Annotated in this window: 16 protein-coding genes and 1 pseudogene; 7 read left to right on the plus strand and 10 right to left on the minus strand. The window is 65.7% G+C overall.

All coding sequences use genetic code 11. The features are described from left to right. Positions 1–135: 135 nt before the first annotated feature. On the minus strand, positions 136–2,250 hold the full coding sequence (locus tag F3H95_RS02900) for a DEAD/DEAH box helicase (protein ID WP_149744861.1): 2,115 nt from the start codon (positions 2,248–2,250) through the stop codon (positions 136–138). A gap of 236 nt (positions 2,251–2,486) precedes the next feature. On the opposite strand from F3H95_RS02900, the gene F3H95_RS02905 reads away from it, so the two are divergent. Together F3H95_RS02905 and dxs are read left to right on the plus strand one after the other, a co-directional pair. Next, the gene (locus F3H95_RS02905; protein WP_149744862.1) at positions 2,487–3,404 is read left to right on the plus strand and encodes a pirin family protein; all 918 of its coding nucleotides are present in this window, start codon (positions 2,487–2,489) and stop codon (positions 3,402–3,404) included. A gap of 109 nt (positions 3,405–3,513) precedes the next feature. Next, positions 3,514–5,430 (plus strand): 1-deoxy-D-xylulose-5-phosphate synthase, encoded by a 1,917-nt coding sequence (dxs, locus tag F3H95_RS02910; RefSeq protein ID WP_149744863.1) that lies wholly within the window; start codon positions 3,514–3,516, stop codon positions 5,428–5,430. Positions 5,431–5,687: 257 nt separating this feature from the next. Here the strand turns inward: dxs and F3H95_RS02915 are convergent. Together F3H95_RS02915 and F3H95_RS02920 are read right to left on the minus strand one after the other, a co-directional pair. After that, positions 5,688–6,817 (minus strand): annotated as a pseudogene (locus tag F3H95_RS02915) (esterase-like activity of phytase family protein). Positions 6,818–7,020: 203 nt separating this feature from the next. Next, positions 7,021–9,078 (minus strand): methyl-accepting chemotaxis protein, encoded by a 2,058-nt coding sequence (locus F3H95_RS02920; protein WP_149744864.1) that lies wholly within the window; start codon positions 9,076–9,078, stop codon positions 7,021–7,023. A gap of 197 nt (positions 9,079–9,275) precedes the next feature. On the opposite strand from F3H95_RS02920, the gene F3H95_RS02925 reads away from it, so the two are divergent. Then, positions 9,276–10,025, plus strand: a complete 750-nt coding sequence (locus F3H95_RS02925; protein WP_149744865.1) for a TlyA family RNA methyltransferase — start codon at positions 9,276–9,278, stop codon at positions 10,023–10,025. After that, on the plus strand, positions 10,022–11,266 hold the full coding sequence (locus F3H95_RS02930; protein WP_149744866.1) for a class I SAM-dependent RNA methyltransferase: 1,245 nt from the start codon (positions 10,022–10,024) through the stop codon (positions 11,264–11,266). The genes F3H95_RS02925 and F3H95_RS02930 overlap by 4 nt, the downstream gene beginning before the upstream one ends. A gap of 143 nt (positions 11,267–11,409) precedes the next feature. Here F3H95_RS02930 and F3H95_RS02935 read toward each other — a convergent pair whose 3' ends face one another. From F3H95_RS02935 to F3H95_RS02945, 3 genes are all read right to left on the minus strand, one after another. After that, complete coding sequence (locus tag F3H95_RS02935; protein ID WP_149744867.1) at positions 11,410–11,667, minus strand: hypothetical protein; 258 nt, start codon at positions 11,665–11,667, stop codon at positions 11,410–11,412. A 73-nt stretch (positions 11,668–11,740) separates the two neighbouring features. Continuing rightward, positions 11,741–12,550: a crotonase/enoyl-CoA hydratase family protein gene (locus tag F3H95_RS02940; protein ID WP_188134277.1), complete on the minus strand. Its 810-nt coding sequence runs from the start codon at positions 12,548–12,550 to the stop codon at positions 11,741–11,743. Between the two features lie 138 nt (positions 12,551–12,688). Further along, the gene (locus F3H95_RS02945; RefSeq protein ID WP_149744869.1) at positions 12,689–14,491 is read right to left on the minus strand and encodes an acyl-CoA dehydrogenase; all 1,803 of its coding nucleotides are present in this window, start codon (positions 14,489–14,491) and stop codon (positions 12,689–12,691) included. Positions 14,492–14,816: 325 nt separating this feature from the next. Between F3H95_RS02945 and F3H95_RS02950 the strand changes: the two genes are divergently transcribed. Then, entirely contained in the window at positions 14,817–15,815 is a 999-nt protein-coding gene (locus tag F3H95_RS02950; RefSeq protein WP_143124914.1) for a transporter, read from the plus strand. Between the two features lie 73 nt (positions 15,816–15,888). Here the strand turns inward: F3H95_RS02950 and F3H95_RS02955 are convergent, their stop codons facing one another. The 4 genes from F3H95_RS02955 to F3H95_RS02970 form a co-directional block, all read right to left on the minus strand. Continuing rightward, a complete protein-coding gene (locus tag F3H95_RS02955; protein WP_149744870.1) occupies positions 15,889–16,380 on the minus strand; it encodes a BA14K family protein in 492 nt (163 codons plus the stop codon). Between the two features lie 173 nt (positions 16,381–16,553). Beyond that, entirely contained in the window at positions 16,554–17,072 is a 519-nt protein-coding gene (locus F3H95_RS02960) for a BA14K family protein (RefSeq protein WP_244617857.1), read from the minus strand. Between the two features lie 124 nt (positions 17,073–17,196). Further along, positions 17,197–18,276 (minus strand): hybrid-cluster NAD(P)-dependent oxidoreductase, encoded by a 1,080-nt coding sequence (locus F3H95_RS02965; RefSeq protein ID WP_188134278.1) that lies wholly within the window; start codon positions 18,274–18,276, stop codon positions 17,197–17,199. Positions 18,277–18,324: 48 nt separating this feature from the next. Further along, positions 18,325–19,569 carry an aromatic ring-hydroxylating dioxygenase subunit alpha gene (locus F3H95_RS02970; RefSeq protein ID WP_143124912.1) on the minus strand — a complete coding sequence of 415 codons (1,245 nt, stop codon included), beginning with the start codon at positions 19,567–19,569 and terminating at the stop codon, positions 18,325–18,327. A 453-nt stretch (positions 19,570–20,022) separates the two neighbouring features. On the opposite strand from F3H95_RS02970, the gene F3H95_RS02975 reads away from it, so the two are divergent. Then, positions 20,023–20,634: a DUF6656 family protein gene (locus F3H95_RS02975; RefSeq protein ID WP_244617858.1), complete on the plus strand. Its 612-nt coding sequence runs from the start codon at positions 20,023–20,025 to the stop codon at positions 20,632–20,634. 43 nt (positions 20,635–20,677) lie between these two features. Continuing rightward, the gene (locus F3H95_RS02980) at positions 20,678–21,658 is read left to right on the plus strand and encodes an L-threonylcarbamoyladenylate synthase (protein ID WP_149744871.1); all 981 of its coding nucleotides are present in this window, start codon (positions 20,678–20,680) and stop codon (positions 21,656–21,658) included. Positions 21,659–21,697 lie beyond the last annotated feature (39 nt).

Raw genomic sequence — 21,697 nt, forward strand, 5'->3', positions numbered from 1 at the left:
TTGGGGCAGATGCCGGTTACGGACCGGTTTGCCGATTGTCGTTCGATGGCCTGAAACGGCAAGGGCCGGCAGCGCATATCCGCTGCCGGCCCTTGCAAACTCGTGGACGCGCCCTCGCGCCCTGTCGGTCAATGATCAGTTCCAGCGGTCCTTGCCATTGGCCTTTTTCGGCTTGCCCTTGCCGGCAGGGGATTTCGCGGGCTTGGCGCCATCCTTGAAGGACGGCTTGCCATCCTTCTTGAAGGGCTTGTCGCGGAACGGTCGCTCGCCGGCCGGCTTGTCGCCGTAAGCCTTTTCGCCATACGGCCTGTCGCCGTAGGACTTCTCGCCGTAGCTTTTCTCGCCCTGGGGCCGATCGCTGCGGGCCGGCTTGTCGCGGAAGGGCTTGTCGAAGCTTTTTGCCGGGCGGGCATCATCGCCCGCATAGGCGGCCTTCGCCTTCGGCTTGCCCTTGCCCCAGTCGTCACGGGCACGGTCCTCGCGGCCACCTTCGCGCGGGGCATCGTTGAACTCGCGGCGCGGCGGACGGTCCTCGAAGCTGCGCTTTTCAAAGCTGCGGGGCTCGGCCTGACGGGTCAGATCCGGCACGCCATCCAGCACCGTCACCCGCACGCCGCGTTCCAGCATGCGGTTGGGGCCGATCGCGCCAAGGAAGGTATCGGCCACGTCGGCGGACAGTTCCACATAGGTTTCCGTCTGCTGCATCTTGATCGCGCCGATGCCGGCCTTGGTGATGCTGCCATTGCGGCAAAGCATGGGAATCAGCCAGCGCGGCTCGGCATTCTGCTTGCGGCCGACGGACAGCGACAGCCAGATGGCCGGGCCGAAATCGCCGCGCGGCGTGCGCGGGGTGGAGGGGAAGCTTTCGCCGGCCTCGCTGCGGAAATCGGCACGGTCATTGGCCCGCTCGCGCGGCTTGCGGGGCTGATCGACGAACACCTCGAGCAGATCTTCCGGCGCGGCATTGTTGTTGCGGTGCAGGTTGACGAAGGCGGCGGCCAGCTTTTCGGCACCGTAGCTTTCCACCAGACGCGCGACCAGATCCTGCTCCTCCTCGCGCACCTCCTCGGCAAAGACGGGATCGGAGAGAAAGCGCTCCTGATCGCGGGCGATCACCTCTTCGGCCGACGGCGGACGCACCCAGGCGGGCGTCACATTGGCGCCGCCGAGCAGGCGTTCGGCCTTGCGGCGCTGGTTGACCGGCACGATGAAGGCGCTGATGCCCTTATTGCCGGCGCGGCCGGTGCGACCCGAACGGTGCAGCAGGGTTTCAGGATTGGTCGGCAGATCGGCATGGATGACGAGTTCGAGGCCCGGAAGATCGATGCCGCGGGCGGCGACGTCGGTGGCGATGCAGACGCGGGCGCGGCCATCGCGCATGGCCTGCAGCGCATGGGTGCGCTCGTTCTGCGTCAGTTCGCCGGACAGCGCCACCACGGAGAAATTGCGGTTGCTGAGGCGCGCCGTCAGGTGGTTCACATTGGCGCGCGTGGAGCAGAACACGATGGCATTCTTCGCCTCGTAGTAGCGCAGCACGTTGACGATGGCGTTCTCGCGATCCGACGGCGCCACCAGAAGGGCGCGATATTCGATATCGGCATGCTGCTTTTCTTCCGATGCCACCTCGATGCGCACGGCATCGCGCTGATACTGCCTGGCAAGCTTGGCAATGCCGGCGGGAACGGTGGCGGAGAACATCAGCGTGCGACGATCATCCGGCGCCTGCTCGAGGATGTACTCGAGATCCTCGCGGAAGCCGAGATCAAGCATCTCGTCGGCCTCGTCCAGCACGGCGACGCGCACTTGCGACATGTCGAGCGCGTTGCGGCGGATATGGTCGCAGATGCGGCCGGGCGTGCCTACGACGATATGGGCCCCGCGCTCCAGCATGCGTCGTTCGGTGCGGATATCCATGCCGCCGACGCAGCTGGCAATCACCGCGCCCGTCATCTCGTAAAGCCATTCGAATTCGCGCTTCACCTGAAGGGCAAGCTCGCGGGTCGGCGCGATCACCAGCGCCAGCGGCGCCTCGGCGCGGCCAAAGCGCTCGGCGCCATCCGGCAGCAGCGTGGAGGCCATCGTCATCCCGAAGGCAACGGTCTTGCCGGAGCCGGTCTTGGCAGAAACCAGCGCATCTGCATCGGCAAGCTTCGGGTCGAGCATTGCCTGCTGCACCGGCGTCAGGGTCTCATAGCCGCGTTTCGACAACGCCTTGGCAATCGCCGGAACGGCGTTATTCAGTTCGGACATACATAAGGTCTTTCGGAGTATGGCGCATTTTCGCGCGGGGGGCCGCGGCGGAACGCGGCGGATATGGTGCGTGCTGTAGCGATTTGCGGCGCAAATGTCAAAGCGGAAGCCTTGTGCGGCTCAGCCGGTGCGGCACAGGGTAAATGGACAAGACAGGGCGGGTTGACCTTGGAATGCTGCCTGCACACATCTCCACACAAGAGACAGTGTGGCCCGACCAACAGGAGAAACGCTCAATGTCCTTCTTTCCCGGCAACGATCCGGAGGCGGGTGATGCCTTTGCCTGTGACGCCATCGAGAACCTGATCATTCCGCGTTCCAGCGATATCGGCGGCTTTGCCGTGCGCCGCGCACTGCCGACCCGGCAGCGGCGCCTGGTCGGCCCCTTCATCTTCTTCGACCGCATGGGACCGGCCATCCTGAAAGCCGGCGAGGCGCTGGATGTGAAGCCGCATCCGCATATCGGGCTCTCCACCGTGACCTACCTGTTCGATGGCGAGATCAAGCACCGCGACAGCCTGGGCACCGAACTCGTCATCCGCCCCGGCGACGTGAACCTGATGACGGCCGGGCGCGGCATCGTGCATTCGGAACGCACGCCGGAAAACCTGCGCGGCCACCCGCTCTCCATGTCCGGCCTGCAGACCTGGCTGGCGCTGCCTGATGACAAGGAGGAAATCGATCCGGCCTTTGCCCACACGGCCAGGGAGGCCATGCCGGTCATCGATCTCGCCGGCATTTCCGGGCGCGTGGTGATGGGCTCGCTCGATGGCGTCACCTCGCCGGTGGCAACCTTCACCGACACGCTCTATGCCGATCTCGCGCTTGCCGCCGGCCGGCGGTTTCCCTTTTCCGCCCTGCATGAGGAACGCGCGATCTACATTCTCTCCGGCTCGCTGATCGTAGCCGGCGACCGCTTTGCGGCCGACCAGCTGCTGGCATTCCGGCCGGGCGACGAGATCACGCTGGAAGGCGGGCCGGAGGGCTGCCAACTGATGCTTTTCGGGGGCGCGGCACTGAATTCGAAGCGCTACATCTGGTGGAATTTCGTCTCCTCCTCGAAGGAGCGCATCGAGCAGGCCAAGGAAGAGTGGCGCACCGCCCGTTTCGACATCGTGCCGGGCGATGAAGACGAGTTCGTGCCTTTGCCTTGAAGGTTGAATTGCTATAGAAGCGCGGCTTCGTGACACTTGAAATGGCCGCGTTTCTGCTCATCTTGAGGGAGACAAAGGCTCCGACGAGAGCAGAAAAGGCATCAAACTCGTGACCTCCATGCCCCAGACGCCGCTTCTGGACCAGGTAAGCTGGCCCGCCGACCTGCGCAACCTCGAAGACCGCGACCTGCCGCAACTGGCGCGCGAGCTGCGCGACGAGATGATCGATGCGGTCTCCAAGACCGGCGGACATCTGGGTGCGGGCCTTGGCGTGGTGGAACTGACGATTGCCATTCACAAGGTGTTCAACACGCCGGACGACCGGCTGATCTTCGATGTGGGCCACCAGTGCTATCCGCACAAGATCCTGACCGGCCGGCGCGAGCGCATCCGCACGCTGCGCCAGGAAAACGGGCTCTCCGGCTTCACCAAGCGCGCCGAGAGCGAATACGATCCGTTCGGCGCGGCCCACTCCTCCACCTCGATTTCCGCCGGCCTCGGCATGGCGGTGGCGGCGGATCTTTCCGGCAAGCCGCGCAACGTGATTGCCGTGATCGGCGACGGCGCGATGTCGGCCGGCATGGCCTATGAGGCGCTGAACAATGCCGGCGCGCTGGATGCACGGCTGATCGTCATCCTGAACGACAACGACATGTCGATTGCCCCGCCGACGGGGGCCATGAGCGCCTATCTGGCGCGCCTTGCCTCGGGCCGCAGCTACATGGGTTTCCGCGAGTTCGGCAAGAAACTCACCGCCTATCTCGGCAAGAATGTCGACCGCGCCATCACGCGGGCCGTGGAACATGCGCGCGGCTATGTGACCGGCGGCACCATGTTCGAGGAGATGGGCTTTTACCACATCGGCCCGATCGACGGGCATTCCTTCGAGCATCTTCTGCCGGTGCTGCGCAATGTCCGCGACAATGCCAAGGGCCCGGTGCTGATCCATGTGGTGACGCAGAAGGGCAAGGGCTATGCCCCCGCGGAAGCGGCCGCCGACAAGTATCACGGCGTCAACAAGTTCGATGTGATCACCGGCGCGCAGGCGAAGGCCAAGCCGAATGCGCCGAGCTATACATCCGTGTTTGCCGATGCGCTGGTGCAGGAAGCGGCGCTTGACGAGAAGATCGTCGGCATCACCGCCGCCATGCCCTCCGGCACCGGGCTCGACAAGCTGCAAAACCTCTATCCCGCCCGCACCTTCGATGTGGGCATTGCCGAACAGCATGCGGTGACCTTTGCCGCCGGTCTTGCCGCCGAAGGCTACAGGCCTTTCTGCGCGCTCTATTCCACCTTCCTGCAGCGCGGTTACGACCAGGTGGTGCATGACGTGGCGATCCAGGGCCTGCCCGTGCGCTTCCCCATCGACCGCGCCGGCTTCGTCGGCGCCGACGGCCCGACGCATGCCGGCTCCTTCGACACCGGCTTCCTCGCCTCGCTGCCCGGCTTCGTGGTGATGGCCGCCGCCGACGAGGCGGAGCTGAAGCACATGGTGCGCACCGCCGCCGCTTACGACGACGGCCCGATCTCCTTCCGTTATCCGCGCGGTGAAGGCGTGGGCGTCGAACTGCCGGAACGCGGCGAAATCCTTGCGATCGGCAAGGGCCGGGTGATGAAGCAGGGCGCCAAGGTGGCGCTCCTCTCCTTCGGCACGCGGCTCGCCGACTGTCTGCTCGCCGCCGAAGATCTCGATGCCGCAGGCCTTTCCACCACTGTTGCCGATTCCCGCTTCGCAAAACCGCTCGACCACGACCTCATCCGCCAGCTCGCCCGCCACCACGAGATCGTGGTAACCGTGGAGGAAGGCGCCGTAGGCGGTTTCGGTTCACAGGTCATGCACTTCCTGGCCAACGAGGGCCTGCTCGACACCGGCCTCAAGATCCGCTCGCTGGTGCTGCCCGACCTCTGGATGGACCAGGCCAAGCCGGAAGTGATGTATGCCAAAGCGGGGCTGGACCGCGCGGGTATCGTGAAGACGGTGTTCAGTGCGCTGGGGCGTGGGGTTCAGGTGGGGGCGGCGGGGTGACCTAAGGGCCGGGGCTGTAACAGGCTGTGGCCGGGTGCGGATGGCATGGATCCTCGGGTCAAGCCCGAGGATGACGGCGGGGTGGGCGTTGCCGGAAAAAGGCCCCTCTGCCGGCAAGGAGGATAGCGCGGACGCGGTCGATGGAGCGCGTACTCCTCTTGGGCGATGTCCGGCAGGACAGAGGGGAGTGCCGCACGCACCGCCCTCTCCTGCTCACGAAACCCGGCGCGGCCCCGCGAGCGCGCCGCCGAACGCCCTCAGGGCCGCTTCAGCACCTTGAACGCATAGAACTGCGTCTTCTGCTGGGCCGAAAATTGTTGTCGGCAACGAAGACGAGAAGGTCGCTGCCGTCCGAGCCCTTGGCGAAGGTCATGCCCTCGATGTTGTCGGGCTCAAGGCCGATGGCGCGCATGTCGAGGACCTGGCTCTTGCGCACCGGCACGATGGGCTGGTCGGTCTTCACCAGAGAGGCGATGGCGGAAACGTCGGTCGCGCCGTCGGTGTCGATCATGAAGAGCTTGATCGAGGTGCCAAAGCCTTCCGCAAAACCGCGTTCGATGACGAGCAGGCGGTGATCGTCGAGCGCCAGGATTTCCGGAACGCCGTTGTCGTTCCAGCCCTTTTCCTTCTTCGGCGCCTGGCTGATCGGCTCGACGGGATAGACATACTCCGCCTTAGGCTCCCCGCTTGCCGCATCATAGCGGATCATGCGGGCAAGTGCGCCGGTGGTGAGGTTGGAGATCGGGCCATCCTGATTGAGGGCGGATTCGGTCTGAACCATCAGGTCGCCGTTCGGCAGGAAGGCAAGGCCCTCGAAGGCGAGGTTGTTGCGGATGCCGCTCGCATTGTCGGCGGTCGGGGCAAAGCCTCGCGGCAGGCTGAGCTCGCGCAGGAACGATCCGTCCGGTCGGGCCACGCGCACGAAGGGCGGCAGCAGCTGCTTGGCATCGCCCTCGCTCGTCCAGTAGATCCCGTCCTGGCCGAGGCGGATGGCTTCCGGATCGACGGCCTTTGCGGCAAAGGCCTCGCCCTTTTCCGTCTTCAGGGTCACGGTGCGCAGAACCTTCACATCCCTGATGCCGGCGGCGGACGCGTCGATGGCAAGTTCATAGAAGCGGGCCGGCGCCTTTTCGGACCGGTCGTCGGAGATCGCGATGTAATGGCCGCTCGCGGGGTCGAAATCGAGGCCGGAGAGGCCGCCGAGTTCCACGCCGTCGACCATGGTGCCGGTCGCGATGTCGAATTCGCCCGCATAGGCAAGGCTGATGGCGGCGGCGCAATCGCCAAACGGGCACGGCGTCGAAACCGTGGTGCCGATCTCGGTGGCAAGCGCGAAGCCGCAGGAGAGAAGGGTAAGGGCAGTACCGGCGAACAATGACCTGATCATGATGTCGCGTCCTTGAAAAAGGCCGTGGGGGCGCAAGCGGCGGGCGTCACGGCAGGTCGCCTCGCGCCCTCTCCCTAGACCCCGATCTTTGCAGGGATATAACGCCCGCCTGCCTTTCCGCCGCTCCGTGCCACCCATGCTGCGCATGAAAAGGGGCCGGACGATGCCGGCCCCGATCATCGGTCAACGGTCATGGACCGCGCTCAGAACTCTTCCCAGTTTTCCGCCGGGCGGCTGGCAGGCGCGCTGGTGCCAAAGGCTTGGGACAGCTTGTTGCGCAGCGCGCCTGCCGGCGAGGCGACCGGGCGGGCAGAGGCAGGCGCCGCGACCGGCCCGCGGGCCGTCACCGGCCGGGCGGCTGGCGGTGAGACGGGCCGCGCCGCCGTCTGCGGTGCTGTGCCGCGCGCGGCAAGGCCGGCCGCCGGGGTTGTCCTGGGGCTGGAGAAGGCCGGGCGTTCGAGGGGCGCCCCTGCCCCGCTGCCAAGGCGGAACTGGCGCAGCAGCGTATCGAGTTCACCGGCCTCGCGGGCCAGCGCATGGCTTGCCGCCGTCTGTTCTTCCACCATGGCGGCATTCTGCTGGGTGTTCTGGTCCATGGCGCTGATCGCCGTGTTGATCTCCTGCAGGCCGGTGGACTGTTCGCGCGAGGACACCACGATTGCCTGGATGTTCTCGTTGATTTCCAGAACCTCGGTGACGATCGCCTGCAGCGCCTCGCCGGTTTCGCCGACCAGCGCCACGCCGGCATCCACCTGCTGGCTGGAATTGGTGATGAGACCCTTGATCTCCTTGGCCGCATTGGCAGAGCGCTGGGCGAGTTCGCGGACTTCCTGCGCGACGACCGCAAAGCCCTTGCCGGCTTCCCCGGCACGCGCCGCTTCCACGCCGGCATTCAGCGCGAGAAGGTTGGTCTGGAAGGCGATGTCATCGATCACGCTGATGATGTTGATGATTTCGTGCGAGGACTTGGAAATGCCTTCCATGGCCGCGACCGCCCGGCGCACCACATCACCGGAGCGTTCGGCGCTCTGGCGCGCGCGCTCCACCCGCTGGCCGACATCCTCGGCCCGCTTGGCGGAATCGCGCACGGTGGTGGTGACCTGTTCCACCGCCGCCGCCGTCTGCTCGACGGAGGCCGCCTGCCGCTCGGTGCGCTTGGCCAGGTCATCGGTCGCGGCGCGGATTTCGGCCGCACCGGCATTGATGGCCGAGGCATTGCGGCCCACGCCCTGCATGGCGTCCTGCAGCTTTTCGAGCGCCTGGTTGAAATCCACCCGCAGGCGGTCGAGATGCGGGGCGAAGGGCTTGTCGATGCGATAGGCCACATTGCCTTCGGCGAGGTTCGACAGGCCGCCTGCCAGCCCGTTCATCGCAAACTCGATTTCGGCCGCCTCATGCGCCTTGCGCGCATCATTCGTCTGGCGCTCGCGATCGCTGGTCTGGCGCATCTCGTCGGTCTCGCGCGAGAGGCGCAGCTTCTCGATCGCGGCATCCTTGAACACGGCCACCGCCTTGGCCATCTTGCCCACTTCGTCGCCGCGGTCGAGGGCCGGCACCGTGATGTCATGCTTGCCGGCGGCAAGCTCCGACATGGCCTCCGTCATGCCGACGATCGGGCTGACGATGGCGCGGGACAGAAGCGCAATCAGGCCGACGGAAATCACGCCGGCGACCGCGCCGCCGACGAGCAGCGTCAGAAGCAGGCTGGTATGGGCGGCCTCCTGGCGAGCAAGCGTCTGCTGCATCAACTCGGCCACCTGCGCCTTGAGACGGGTGGCAGCGGCGCGGAAGGCAGCCATCTGGCTGGCGCTGTTGCCGGCAGCGCTGGTGAGGGCTGCAACGGCATCCCCCCCCTTGTCCTGGCGCGCCTTGATCTGCGGCTCGACCACCTCCTGGTGGAAGGCATCGGACGCACGGCGCATGTCATCGATGGTCGAGACCAGCGCCGGGAAATCGCTGGCCTGCTTGCGGGCTTCGGTCAGGGCTGTCACCACGCTGTCGCGGGCGGTGCGCACGCTGCGCAGCATGTCATCGCTGCCGGACATCAGGTAACCGCGCTGCGACATGCCTTCTTCGAGCTGGCCTTCCAGCGCCAGGCTGACGGCTGCGGCAATCGCCTGCGCCTGGGCCTGATCGCGGCTGGCCTGGCTCGACTTGAGCCCCTGCCAGTAGACCATGGCCGAAGCCAGCAGGCAGACGGACATGAGGGCCAGAAAGGTGCTGATCAGCTTCTTGTTCAGGGAGAGGTTCTTCAAGGACATTGGCTTTCTGCGACTTCTTCACTTCGTCCGGCGCGAGCGCACCGATGATGACCCGCATAAAGAGCGCGATTCACTTAATATGGGATTGAGAAACTATGCAGAATGTCGCGCTATCCTCACATCTGCTTAAGGTTTGGCGGAGGCCTTTCGCCACAAAGCGCTTGCCTTGCCGGCGCATCACCGTCATTGGACTGGCCATGACCTCTTCCGACGATTTGAGACTGGACCAGCTTCTCGTGGCCCGCGGCCTGTTTTCCAGCCGTTCGCGCGCCCGCGACGCTATTCTGCGCGGCACCGTCAAGGTGAACGGCGAAACCGTGCTGAAACCCGGCCAGGTGCTGGCAGCCGATGTGCGGCTGTCGATCGACGATCCCGCCCGCGACTACGTGTCGCGCGCGGCGCTGAAGCTCGTCGCGGCGCTGGACCATTTCGGGCTTGATCCGAAAGGCCGGTCCTGCCTCGATATCGGCGCCTCCACCGGCGGCTTTACCGAGGTACTGCTGGAGCGGGGCGCAGCGCATGTGGTGGCCGTCGATGTCGGCCATGGGCAGATGCATCCGCGCATCGCAGAAGATCCGCGCGTCACCAATCTGGAAGGGCTGAACGCCCGCGCCCTCACCCGCGCGGATGTGGGGGATCTCTCCTTCTCGCTCGTCGTCTCGGATGTCTCCTTCATTTCGCTGAAGCTCGCGCTGCCGCCGGCGCTGAAGCTTGCCGAGCCGCAGGCGCTGTGTGCCCTGCTCGTGAAACCACAGTTCGAGGCGGGCCGCGAGGCGATCGGCAAGGGCGGCCTGCTGAAGGCGCCGGAAACCGCACCGGATGTGGCGGCGGAGCTGGAGCGCTGGCTGGTGGAGGAGATGGGCTGGACGAGCCTCGGCCTGATCCCGTCCCCGATCGCCGGCGGCGACGGCAATCAGGAATATCTTCTGGCAGGACGCAAACCATGAGCACCGAGACCGTCACCATCCAGCGCCTCGGCGCTCAGGGCCACGGCATCGTCCACGGCACGGACGGCCCGATCTACGTGCCCTTCGCGCTGCCCGGCGAAACCGTGGCGATTGCCCGCAACGGCAACCACGGTACCGTCATGTCGACCACCACCACCTCGCCCGACCGCATCGCGCCGCTCTGTCGCCATTTCGGGCCGGACAGCGATGCCTGCGGCGGCTGTTCGCTGCAGCATCTTGCGGATGCGCCCTATCACGCCTTCAAGCGGCAGCTGGTGGTGGATGCGCTGAAATCCAGGGGGCTTGAGCCCGAGATCGGTGATCTCCTGCAGGCGAAACCCCACCAGCGCCGCCGCGTGACCTTTTCCGTGCGGCGCACGGAAAAGGAGCTGCTGCTCGGCTTCAACCGGGGCGAGAGCCACACCATCATCTCGATTGCCGAATGTCCCATCGCGTCCGATGGCATCGTCAGCCGGCTACAGACGATCCGCCGGCTGGCAGCGGCCCTCAGCGTCACCGCGCAGCCCTGGCGGCTGACGGTGACGGAGACGCTGACCGGTCTCGATCTCGCCGCCGAGGGTCTGAAAGCCCTGTCCGACGCCGAACGGCGGGCGGTGGTGGATTGCGTGCTGCAGCTGAAGGGCATCGCGCGCGTCTCGATTGCCGGTGACATTCTGGTGGAACCGCAAAAGCCGCTGCTCGATTTCGGCGGCGTGCAGGTGGTCCTGCCGCCCGGTGGCTTCACCCAGGCAACGCGCGAGGCGGAAGAGGCGATGGCGGCGCTGGTTCTTGCCCATCTCGGCAAGGCAAAGCGCGTGGCGGACCTGTTTGCCGGCGCCGGCACCTTTGCGCTCAGGATCGCCCGGCAGGCCAAGGTGCATGCGGTGGAAAGCGATCCGAAGGCAATCGAGGCGCTGGATCAGGCGGCGCGCCGCGCGCAGGGGCTGAAGCCGGTGACGGTGGAGCGGCGCGACCTGTTCCGCCGCCCGCTGACGGCGCAGGAGCTGAAGGTCTATGACGCGGTGGTGTTCGATCCGCCGCGCGCCGGCGCCGAGGAGCAGGTGAAGGAACTGGCACGCTCCGGCGTTAAAAAGATCGCCGCCGTCAGCTGCAATCCGCTGACGCTCGCCCGCGACCTCGCCCTCCTGACCGCTGCCGGCTACCGGATCGCACATGTTGCGCCGATCAACCAGTTCCTGTGGTCGACGCATGTGGAAGCGGTGGCACTGCTGGAGAAATAAAGAGGGCCCCGTTCGGGTTGAGCCGCGCAGGCTGCAAACCCTGGAGGACGTCCGAGCCAAAAGTGCGTCAGCGGTTTTGCGTCCGGACTGCATAAAAACAAAGAGACAGAGCATGTCAGGGGATCCGGTTTTCACCGGAAAATCTAGCCGCCAATCTGCAGCGTTCCACTGCCGGTGACAGTGTCGCAGCGGCAGCGCCCGCCCACCCGGCCGGGCTCCGCCCGACAGACCGAGGGGCGCTTCGTGCCGGCGCTCTTCGGCGGATCAATCACGCAGTAATAGCGCTGCCGTGGCTGGAAATCCTTGTCGTTGTAGACGCGGGTATTGGGTCCGCTGCCGGCGGCCCAGACATCCGGCGCCGCCAGCAGAAGAAGAAGGGAACCGGCCAGCAGCCTGGTCATGAGAAGCCTCCACGGGAGAGTGAACAGCCCAAGCTTCGGCCCTTCGCCTTAACGCCGCGTCAACGGCGAAACCTCAGCGCTTGAGAAAGGCCTCGAAAGCCGCGCGCGCCTCGGCGCTCTTCAGCTGCGCGGAAAAATGCACCATCTCGGCATCGATGCGGGCCAGCACCGCGGCGGGGTTCGGGCGCACGAGATCGCGGGCGATCTTCAGCGCGCCCGCCGGCTTTGCCGCGAGCTTCGCGGCGATGGCGAGCGTCTCGGCCTCGACCTCCTGCGGGCTGACAACCTTCCAGACGAGGCCGGCGGCACGCGCCTCCTCGCCCGAAAAGCCCTCGCCGGCGGCGAGCAGCGCAAAGGCCCGCTGCTGGCCCATCACCGCCGGCGCCAGCAGGCTGGAGGCGGCTTCCGGCACCAGCGCCAGATCCACGAAGGGCGTACGGAACAGGCTGCGGGCGGAGGCGACGGTCAGGTCGCAATGCAGGTGCAGCGTGGTGCCGATGCCGATCGCCAGCCCGTCCACGCCCGAGACCAGCGGCTTTTCGAACATGGCGAGCGCCTTCAGGAAATCCACCGCGGCTGGCGGCTCGCTGCTGCCGGACAGGGCATAGCTCAGGAAATCGCCCATGTCGTTGCCGGCGGAGAAGCAGCCTTCCGTCCCGAGAAAGGCGACAGCGCGGATCGCCTCGTCCGCTGCCGCCTGCGTCAAGCCGCCGACCATCTTGCGATACATTTCTGCGGTGATGGCGTTCTTCTTCTCCGGCCGGTTGAGGCGGATCACCAGCACGCCGGGATGAACGTCGAGGCATTCGATCAGGATGTGGTCGGTCACGGCTGGGTCTCCTGGGGCGAACAGTTGGCGCACGCGGTGTTCAAATCCCAGCATGCGGACGAACGAGAATAATCCCCCTCTGGCCTGCCGGCCATCTCCCCCACAAGGGGGGAGATCACGAGAGGCGCGGCCTCGCCTCACGACGGAGGTCGGAGCGAGGCAGCAGAAGCCCTCCCCCTTATGGGGAGGGGTTTAGGCCAGCAACACGCGCGCGGCGGCAAGGCTTGCCGCGCCATGGATGACGCGGTCCTTCAGCGCGGCCGTTTCGGCGATCAGGTTTTCCGCGGCAAAGCGGCAGAGCGCGATGCGCTGTTCCGCCCCATGCGCGGCGTCCGCCAGCGCGCCCTTGGCGAGATAGGCGCCGGTGAGCGCAAGGCCGAACAGGCGCAGGTAAGGCGTGGCACCCGACAGCGCCTCGGCCAGCGCGCCCTCCGCCTGACGGGTGAGCAGCCAGTCGGTCGCAGCTTCGAGATCATCGAGGCTGGCGGTCAGACGGGACGCCGTCTCGCCAAAGCCGTCGCGGTTCGAGGCCGCGACGGCCTCAGCCACCTGCCGCAGTTCGGCGATGAAGCCGCGCACCTGCGCGCCAGTGGAGAGCGGCAGCTTGCGCACGACGAGATCGATCGCCTGGATGCCGTTGGTGCCCTCGTAAATCGGAGCGATGCGGGCATCGCGCAGCAGGCGGGCGGCACCCGTTTCCTCGATGAAGCCCATGCCGCCATGCACCTGGATGCCGAGCGAGGCGACGTCGACACCGACATCGGTGGCGAAGGCCTTGGCGATCGGGGTCAGCAAAGCCGCGCGCTCCTGGAAATGGCGCGCCTCCTCGCCGTCCGCCCGGTGGGAGAGATCGATGGCATGCGCGCAGGCATAGCAGATGGCGCGCGCGCCCTGCGTCAGCGCCTTCATCGTCACCAGCATGCGCGCGACATCCGGATGCTCGATGATCGGGCTCATGCCGGACGCCGCCTGAGCAGAGGAGGCCGCGCCGCCCCAGGCCGGGGCACGCCCCTGCGTGCGCTCGCGCGCATATGCGATCGCCTTCTGCGTGGCGGCCTCTGCGGTCGCAACCCCCTGCATGCCGACGGCAAGGCGCGCATTGTTCATCATGGTGAACATGCAGGCGAGGCCCTTGTTCTCCTCCCCGACCAGCCAGCCGATGGCGCCCGGCTCCTCGCCGAAACGGCCGTCGCCATAGATCATCGTGCAGGTGGGCGAGCCGTGGATGCCGAGCTTGTGCTCCAGCGAATGGCAGAACAGATCGTTGCGGGGTCCAAGCGAGCCATCCTCGTTGACGAGGAATTTCGGAACGAGGAACAGCGAGATGCCGCGCGTGCCGGCCGGCGCGTCCGGCAGGCGGGCCAGCACCAGATGGATGATGTTGTCGGCCGCATCGTGATCGCCCCAGGTGATGTAGATCTTCTGGCCGAAGATGCGATAGGTGCCGTCAGCCCGGCGCTCGGCGCGCGTCTTCAGCGCACCGACATCGGAGCCGGCCTGCGGCTCGGTCAGGTTCATGGTGCCCGTCCATTCTCCGGAGACGAGCTTTTCGACGTAGCGTTCCTGCAGGCTGCGGCTGCCATGCGCCATCAGCGCCTCGATGGCGCCGATCGTCAGCGTCGGCCCGAGCGTGAAGCCGATCGAGGCGGAATTCCACATTTCCAGCGTCGCGACGTTCAGCATGTGCGGCAGGCCCTGCCCGCCGAATTCCTCCGGACCCGTCAGCCCGTTCCAGCCGCCGGCGCACCAGGCCTTGTAGAGATCGACCCAGCCATCCGGCGAGATCACCTTGCCCTCCACCAGACGCGCGCCCTGCGTATCGCCGATGGGGCTCAGCGGCGCCACTTCCTCGCCGGCAAACCGCCCGGCTTCGGAGAGAATCGCATCGACCAGATCCTCGCTCAGATCGCCAAGACGGCCATTCGCCAGCGCGGCCGACAGGCCCGCGACATGTCTCAGGGTAAACGCGATTTCCTCGACGGGCGCCTTGTACATCCGATCTCCTCCAAAAGGTCGTGACGGACAGAAACACCACCTCCTCGTGGCGCCGCTCCTGCCCTGATGCTTCCCTTTTCGGCTAATTGATTTTTACGTAAACGTCAAATGTTTTGCATGCGCGCGCCCTCCTGTCGCAGCCTTGCAACGTGCGCCATCATGTTGGTGTGGCAGAGTGCCGGTAGAAACGAATTCTGATGCGTCGGAACGGCAAAGATCGCTACCGCTTGCCTGTCCGCGCCGGCGCGGCAACGGCCCGGCGCGTACGGGAGGCCTTGAGCGCCCGGCATCGGAAAGAGACGCCGCAGCCGCGAAGGAGCCTGACATGCTATCCATCGTCCAGTCCATTCCGGGCCTCGTCTGGGCCTATGATTTCGACAGTGACAACCGGTCCTGCCGGCGCCTTCCCCCGGATGCGACGCGCGAGGATCTGGGCGACTTGCAGACGGGCTTCCGCTGGCTGCACCTCAACCTTGCCGACCAGCGGGTCGGCGCCTTTCTCGAGGAATTCTCGCAGCTGCCGCCGCAGGTCATCACCGCGCTGACGACGCATGAAACGCATGCCTCGATCACGCTGGAAGACGGCATGATCTACGGCACGCTGGTGGATTTCCAGCGCGAGTTCGATGAGGAAACGCGCGACATCGGCTGGCTGCATTTCGCCGTCTGCGACAATATCCTGGTCACCACCCGGCTGCAGCCGCTGCGCTCCATCGACCGGGTGCGTGCGGCGGTGGAAAAGAACCCGTCCCGCTATCGCCAGCCGATCGACATCTTCGAACTGATCGTCGCCGAATTCCAGCGCACGCTGATCTCGCTCGTCATCGAGCTGACCGACGAGCTGAACCAGATCGAGGATGTGGTCTATGGCGCCACCACGCAGGACGAGCGGCGGCGGCTGGCACCGATGCGCCGCACGGTGGTGCGCCTGCATCGCCATCTGCGCACGGTGCTGACCCTGTTCCGCCGTGCCGCCGCCGCCGACGAGGACGAGATGCCGGAGGGCTTTCACGATGTCTCCGGCCGCCTGACCAGCCGGCTCGAGGCCGTCGACCACGATGTCTATGCCCTGCAGGACCGGGCCCGCCTGCTGCATGAAGAAATCGACTCCAAGCTCTCCTCGGAGACGAACCGCCACCTCTACATTCTCTCGCTGATGACAGCCTTCCTGCTGCCGCCTTCGCTGGTGACCGGCTTCTTCGGCATGAACACGGAAGCCCTGCCCTTCGCGCATGCCGAGCACGGCACCTTCTACGCCTTCGGCCTGATGACGCTGTCGGTCGGCGGCGCCTGGTGGCTGCTGCGACGCGCCGGCATTCTCTGACATTACCTTGAAGGAAAAGGCCGCCCGGAGGTTCCGGACGGCCCTTCCTGTCGATCTATTGCCGGCCAGCTGCTCAGTAGTAAGGTGAGTAGCAGGCCTGGCGCGGCCCTTCATAGGGCTGGAACGTGTTCGAATAGGCGTCATAGGAGCGGTAGCGCGCCGAGCACCATTCGAAATGGCGCGGATTGACGCCGGACGGAATGCCGGGGGCTGCAGGCGCCACATGGCGCGGCTGCGAGGCGGCGGCGCCGGCAATCAGTGCACCGGCGGCAAAGGCTGCCAACGGCACCCAGGCATTGCTGGAGCGGTGATGGCGGCGCTCGTAGCGGCCATAGCGGTCATCCCGATAATCGCGGCGATCCCAGCGGCGGTCCCAGCGACGATCGTCGTGGCGCCAGTAGCGATAGTCGTCGCGGTACTGCACCTGGACCGGCTGGCCTTCCACCGTTCCGGTGGAGGCGGCAGGCGCCGGCACCAGCGGCATGGCCTGCGACGGCAAGACGGACACGGCCATCATCGATACGGAGAGGCCGGCAATGGTCAGCTTTTTCATCAGACTGTTCATGATCAATCTCCATTCCCGACAGTTGGGGGTCTGAGCCTCGGCCGGAATGAAACCGGCTCGTGCAGCGCAGACGATGAAGGCAATCTAGGATTAGTCACCTGAACCGGTCATTAACGACCCGTTCATCCGGCAACAGGTACCGGAGGCCCGCAGGCAGGCCTCCGGCAAACACATCAATAGGGCGAATTGCAGAGGCGACGTTCACCATAGCTGTTGGCGACATAGGTGTTGTCGAACGCGCGGTATGTCTTGTAGCGCTGCTCGCACCAGGCATAATGACTCTGCGAATAGCGACCCGGCCGCACGCGATCCGGCGTGATCGGCCGCATCTGCTGGAGGGCACCCCCGGTAATGGCCCCGGCCGCAAAGGCGGCGAGCGGGAACCAGAAGCCATCCTGATAGCGATAGCCCGGGCGACGTTCGCGATAGCCGCGATAGCCGTTCATATAGCCGGGGCGTTCCGCACGATACACGCGGGGCGGCAACTGGCGAAGGTTCGGACGGTCATTGCCCCAGCGATGCAGCCGATAGCGCGGATCCTCCCGGTCACGGAACAGGACCTGGGCCTGCACCACCGGCAGTTCGGCATGAGCCGGTGCAGCCACGGGCGGAAGCGGCATCGCGCCCGCCGGCGAGAGGGCTGCAACGGCAACGGTGAAGGCCGTTGCCAGGATGGCGAATTTCTTCCTCATCTCGGATGTGTTTCCTCTTGTCGTTTGTGAACCGGGAAACGCAGGACAGCGGCCCGTGGTTCCGTCACAACCCCGTGTGGTACAAGAGCGAAACACATGTAAGGCAATCTCACGCCTGATGCCGTCAGACCTCGATCTCGATATCGCCCTTCGGCCGCGAGCAGCAGGCCAGAATATAGCCCTCCTCGATCTCCTCGTCGAGAATGCCGCCATTGTGGTTCATATCCACGGCACCGGACAGCATCATCACGCGGCAGGTGCCGCAGAGGCCGGATTCGCACGCGGCGCCAATGCGGATGCCGTTGGCACGCGCCGTCATCAGCACCGTCTCGCCCGGTTTGCAGGCCGCCTGCTTGCCGGCCAGCGCAAAGGAGATGATCGCCGGCGCCTCGCCCTCGGCAAGGGCGGCCGCCTCCGGCTCCACGGTCTGCACCGCCGGCTGGAAGCTTTCCTGGTGATAGCGCCTCATGTCGAAACCGGCGCCCTCCAGCGCCGAGCGCACCGCCGCCATGAACGGCTCCGGCCCGCAGCAGAAGATGGTGCGGTCGAGGAAATCCGGCGCGAGCAGCGAGATCTTCGCCCGGTCGACAAACCCGCGCAGGCCATGCCAGGGCTCGGCGCGGCCGCAATGTTCAACGACAAAGCCGAGGTTCAGTTTCGGCATCAGCCGCGACAGGTTTTCCAGCTCGTGGCGGAAGATGATCTCCGAGGGCGAGCGGGCGCAGTTGATGAAGACGATGTCGGAGAGGGGCGCGCGATCGGCCATGTCACGCGTCATCGACATCATCGGCGTGATGCCGGATCCGGCCGAAATGAACAGGTACTTCTCGCCCGGATGTTTCACATAGGAGAAGTCGCCGAGCGGGCCATAGGCGCGGATCGACATGCCGGGCTTGAAGTTCTCGAACAGCCAGCGGGTGCCGATGCTGTCCTTCTGCGCCTTCACCGTGACCGCGAGCGCGTAAGGGCGCGAGGGGCTGGAGGAGAGCGTATAGGTGCGCATCACTGGCTCCAGGCCGACCGGGATTTCCAGCGTGACGAACTGGCCGGGCAGATAGCGGAACCAGGCCGGCTTCTCCGCCTTGAACGTGAAGGTCATCACGTCGGGTGCCTCCAGCGTCACGGAGGTGCATTCGAGCCGGTGCAGCCGGTCGCTCCACGGCTGCAACTGGTCGACATGCTGGTAGGTCACGGCCATGCTCATTGCGCTCTCAATTCCCCGCTCAATTCCCCTCTTGCCCTCTCACCCGGATCAGGCGACGGCGTGAAGCCGCGCCTGATCGCCCTGCAGGCGGTTCAGCATGAAGTTGGTGTACCACTCCACGAACTGCATGACACCGCCTTCGTGATCGGGCGAATAGGGGCCGGGTTCATAGGCAGGCGAGCGGATGCCGAAGGCATTTTCCTCGACGATCGAGCGGTCCTGGTCGTTGGTCATGTTCCACACATGCGTCAGTTCCTCGAGGTCGTAATCGACGCCCTCGACCGCATCCTTGTGCACCAGCCAGGTGGTGGTGACAGCGGTTTCCTCCGCCGAGATCGGCAGCACGCGGAAGGAGATCGCATGATCGCCCAGCATGTGGTTCCACGTGGTGGGATAGTGGAATAACAGCATGGTGCCGATATGGCTGATCTTCACGTCGTCCGAAAGCGGCCGCTTGACGGCGCGCTGGCCGGACATGGTGTAGCTTTCGGCATCCTGGATCAGCGGCATGCGCGCGACACGGAACTGGCCGCTCTGGTGCATGTTGAAACTGCTCGGCAGGCCGGCGCCCTCGCAGCGCTCCCAGTGCTCGGAAATGAACGGATCATCGGCAGCCCCCTGCACGCCGGTCGCCGTCGGCGCTTCCGGATAGGTGCGGCAGAGTTCCGGATGGTTGCCGGCGCAGTGGTAGCATTCGCGGTTGTTTTCCCAGACGAGCTTCCAGTTGCCCTTCTCGATGATGGTGTTTTTATGGGCGACCTTGGCCTCCCACAGGCGATGCGGCGCCATGTAGGGCTCGATCGTGGCCCGCACCGGCGCAAAGTCCGGCGCCTCGTTGGCAAGGCAGATGAAGATATAGCCGCCGACGGTTTCGCAATGGACGGGTTTCATGCCGAATTCGGACTTGTCGAAGTCCTCGCCCATCTGGCGGGCAAAGACCAGCGAGCCGTCGAGGTCATAGGTCCACTGGTGGTAGGGACAGACGAGCTTGGCAGACGCGCCCTTCTCCTGCGTGCAGACGCGGTGGCCGCGATGCCGGCAGGTGTTGTGGAAGGCGCGGATCAGCTTGTCGCGGCCGCGCACGATGACAACAGGGTAGTCGCCGATCTGTACCGTGACGTAATTGCCGGCGCGCGGGATTTCGCAATCATGACCGATGAACAGCCAGTCGCGATACCAGATCATTTCGAGGTCCAGCTTGAAATAATCGGCGTCGATGTAGAAGGGCTGCTCCAGGCTGTAGCCGGGACGCTGGTTCTTCAGTTGCCGCAGCACCGTATTGCGAATGTCCATCTTCGGTTCCTGTCGATGGCGGCGATGCGACGGCACGCGGACAGGCCGCCGGCCACCGAGCCCTGCGGTCCGCTACTGTCACCCACCGCGATGGGTCACACTGTCACTCGGGCTGGTCTGAGGCGGAAGGTGCCGGCATTTTGCCTGTGCGACCTCCCAGGTCTCCGCCGTGGGAAGGGGCGAAGCCTCGAGTGTTTCATCTATAGCGGAGGCCTTCGCCGACCTACAGGGTGCAATGCGACATGCTTTTCCGCATTGACGACAAAAACGCGACATGTCGCAAGCCGGTCACACGGGCATTCTCCCTGCAAAAGCAGGTGATTGGCGAGGGAAACCGGCGGCGGAAGCGACCCGTTTGCGGCGCAAATGGAACAGCCGCCCGCTTGCTCAACCGCAAGCCTGCGTCAAGCATCAGCCTTTATCCTTCTCCCCGTCTCGAGGGAGTGAAGAACCGTGGATGCCAAGGCAAAGCGTAGATATTTCGACATCCGCCCGACGCCTGGCGCAGGCGAGCCGCCGAAGGCCGCCACCCATTCGGAATTCCTGCGCACCGGCCGCATTTCGCGCAACCGGCGCGACTGGCTGCCGGAAGAGCGTCGCTATCTCACCTATGAGGAGGTGGCCGAGCGTACCGAAAGACGGCTGTCCGCGGCCGGCGAGAAGACGCATGAGCGGATCAATGCGGTGCACCGCGCCATCCGCTTCCCGAAGATCGTCTTCAGCCGGGCGCTTTCCGAAAGCCCGCATCTCGGCTACTGCCACGTCACCGCGGCCCGCACCGTCTTCGAACGCACCCCGCCGATCCACTGGTCCTTCTACATCTGCAATTTTCTCGCCGAGATCGGCGAGGCCGAGCAGTTCTTCGAACGCATCCGCACCGATTACGACCGCATGTATTTCGCCGTCGCCCTCGATCTGCAGCCGACCGGCGAGGCGCGCATCAACCGCACGGTGCGCGACAACGGCATCCTGTTCCGCACCAGCGATCCGCAGGAGGCGCTGAAGAACGTACTGATCCTCGGCGCACCGGACGAGGCGTTGCGCGCCATTCTGCGCAAGCTCTGAAAGCGTTTGCAGAGAACGGGCGTTTGGCGCTATTGCAGCCGTCATGGCAGCACGCATCATCGATATCGCGACAGATCGCGCCCTTGCACTGACCGAGGCCTCGGCACGTCTTGGCGAAGGCTTGCCGATCGCCATCCCGACCGAAACCGTCTACGGGCTGGCGGCCGATGCCACCAATCCGGCCGCCGTCACCCGCATCTACGAGACCAAGGGACGGCCGCGCTTCAACCCGCTGATCTGCCACATGGCGGATCTGGCGATGGCCGAGCGTCACGCGATCTTCGATCCGGTATCGCGCCTCCTTGCCGAAGCCTTCTGGCCGGGGCCGCTGACGCTGGTGCTGCCGCGCCGCGCCGAAAGCGGCATCCACGATCTCGCGACCGCCGGCCTCGATACCGTCGGCGTACGGGTGCCGCGCGGCTTTACCAGCGACCTCATCGCCGCCTTCGGCCGGCCACTTGCAGCGCCCAGCGCCAACACCTCCGGCAAGGTCAGCCCCACCAGCGCCCGCCACGTGGCGGAAGATCTGGGTGAGAAGCTCAGCCTCATCATCGATGGCGGTCGCGCACCGGTCGGTGTGGAATCCACCATCGTCAAGGTCGAGGGCGACCGGGTGCGGCTGTTGCGTCCCGGCGGTATTTCGGCGGAAGCCATCGAGCGGCTGACGGGCCGCAAGGTCGAGCGGCAGGAAGGCCTTTCCGGCGCCATCGAGGCGCCCGGCATGCTCGCCTCGCATTATGCGCCGGGCGCTGCCGTCCGGCTTTTTGCCGCAGCCGCTGAACCGGGGGAGGTCCTCATCCGTTTTGCCGGTCAGCCGGTGGCGGGCAGCGAGGCGGCGAAGGCCGTGTTCGATCTCAGCCCTGCCGGCGACCTTGCCGAGGCGGCCGCGCACCTGTTCGACTATCTGAAGCAGGCCGATGCGACGGGGGCTGCCCGCATCGCCGTGGCAGCCATTCCGGATGAAGGGCTCGGCGAGGCGATCAACGACCGGCTGGCCCGTGCGGCCGCCCCGCGCGATACCTGACGCCCGGACGGGACGTCCCGCCAAGGCGGACGCCCGGCG

Origin of the sequence: Rhizobium sp. RU35A (genome assembly GCF_900156005.1) — a bacterium.
Lineage (GTDB): Bacteria > Pseudomonadota > Alphaproteobacteria > Rhizobiales > Rhizobiaceae > Neorhizobium > Neorhizobium straminoryzae.

Coding starts and splice junctions, on each gene's coding strand:
- F3H95_RS02900 (WP_149744861.1), bottom strand. CDS start 2,250: ATGTCCGAACTGAATAACGCCGTTCCGGCGATTGCCAAGGCGTTGTCG.
- F3H95_RS02905 (WP_149744862.1), top strand. CDS start 2,487: ATGTCCTTCTTTCCCGGCAACGATCCGGAGGCGGGTGATGCCTTTGCC.
- F3H95_RS02920 (WP_149744864.1), bottom strand. CDS start 9,078: ATGTCCTTGAAGAACCTCTCCCTGAACAAGAAGCTGATCAGCACCTTT.
- F3H95_RS02925 (WP_149744865.1), top strand. CDS start 9,276: ATGACCTCTTCCGACGATTTGAGACTGGACCAGCTTCTCGTGGCCCGC.
- F3H95_RS02930 (WP_149744866.1), top strand. CDS start 10,022: ATGAGCACCGAGACCGTCACCATCCAGCGCCTCGGCGCTCAGGGCCAC.
- F3H95_RS02935 (WP_149744867.1), bottom strand. CDS start 11,667: ATGACCAGGCTGCTGGCCGGTTCCCTTCTTCTTCTGCTGGCGGCGCCG.
- F3H95_RS02940 (WP_188134277.1), bottom strand. CDS start 12,550: ATGCTGGGATTTGAACACCGCGTGCGCCAACTGTTCGCCCCAGGAGAC.
- F3H95_RS02945 (WP_149744869.1), bottom strand. CDS start 14,491: ATGTACAAGGCGCCCGTCGAGGAAATCGCGTTTACCCTGAGACATGTC.
- F3H95_RS02950 (WP_143124914.1), top strand. CDS start 14,817: ATGCTATCCATCGTCCAGTCCATTCCGGGCCTCGTCTGGGCCTATGAT.
- F3H95_RS02955 (WP_149744870.1), bottom strand. CDS start 16,380: ATGAACAGTCTGATGAAAAAGCTGACCATTGCCGGCCTCTCCGTATCG.
- F3H95_RS02960 (WP_244617857.1), bottom strand. CDS start 17,072: ATGAGGAAGAAATTCGCCATCCTGGCAACGGCCTTCACCGTTGCCGTT.
- F3H95_RS02965 (WP_188134278.1), bottom strand. CDS start 18,276: ATGAGCATGGCCGTGACCTACCAGCATGTCGACCAGTTGCAGCCGTGG.
- F3H95_RS02970 (WP_143124912.1), bottom strand. CDS start 19,569: ATGGACATTCGCAATACGGTGCTGCGGCAACTGAAGAACCAGCGTCCC.
- F3H95_RS02980 (WP_149744871.1), top strand. CDS start 20,678: ATGGCAGCACGCATCATCGATATCGCGACAGATCGCGCCCTTGCACTG.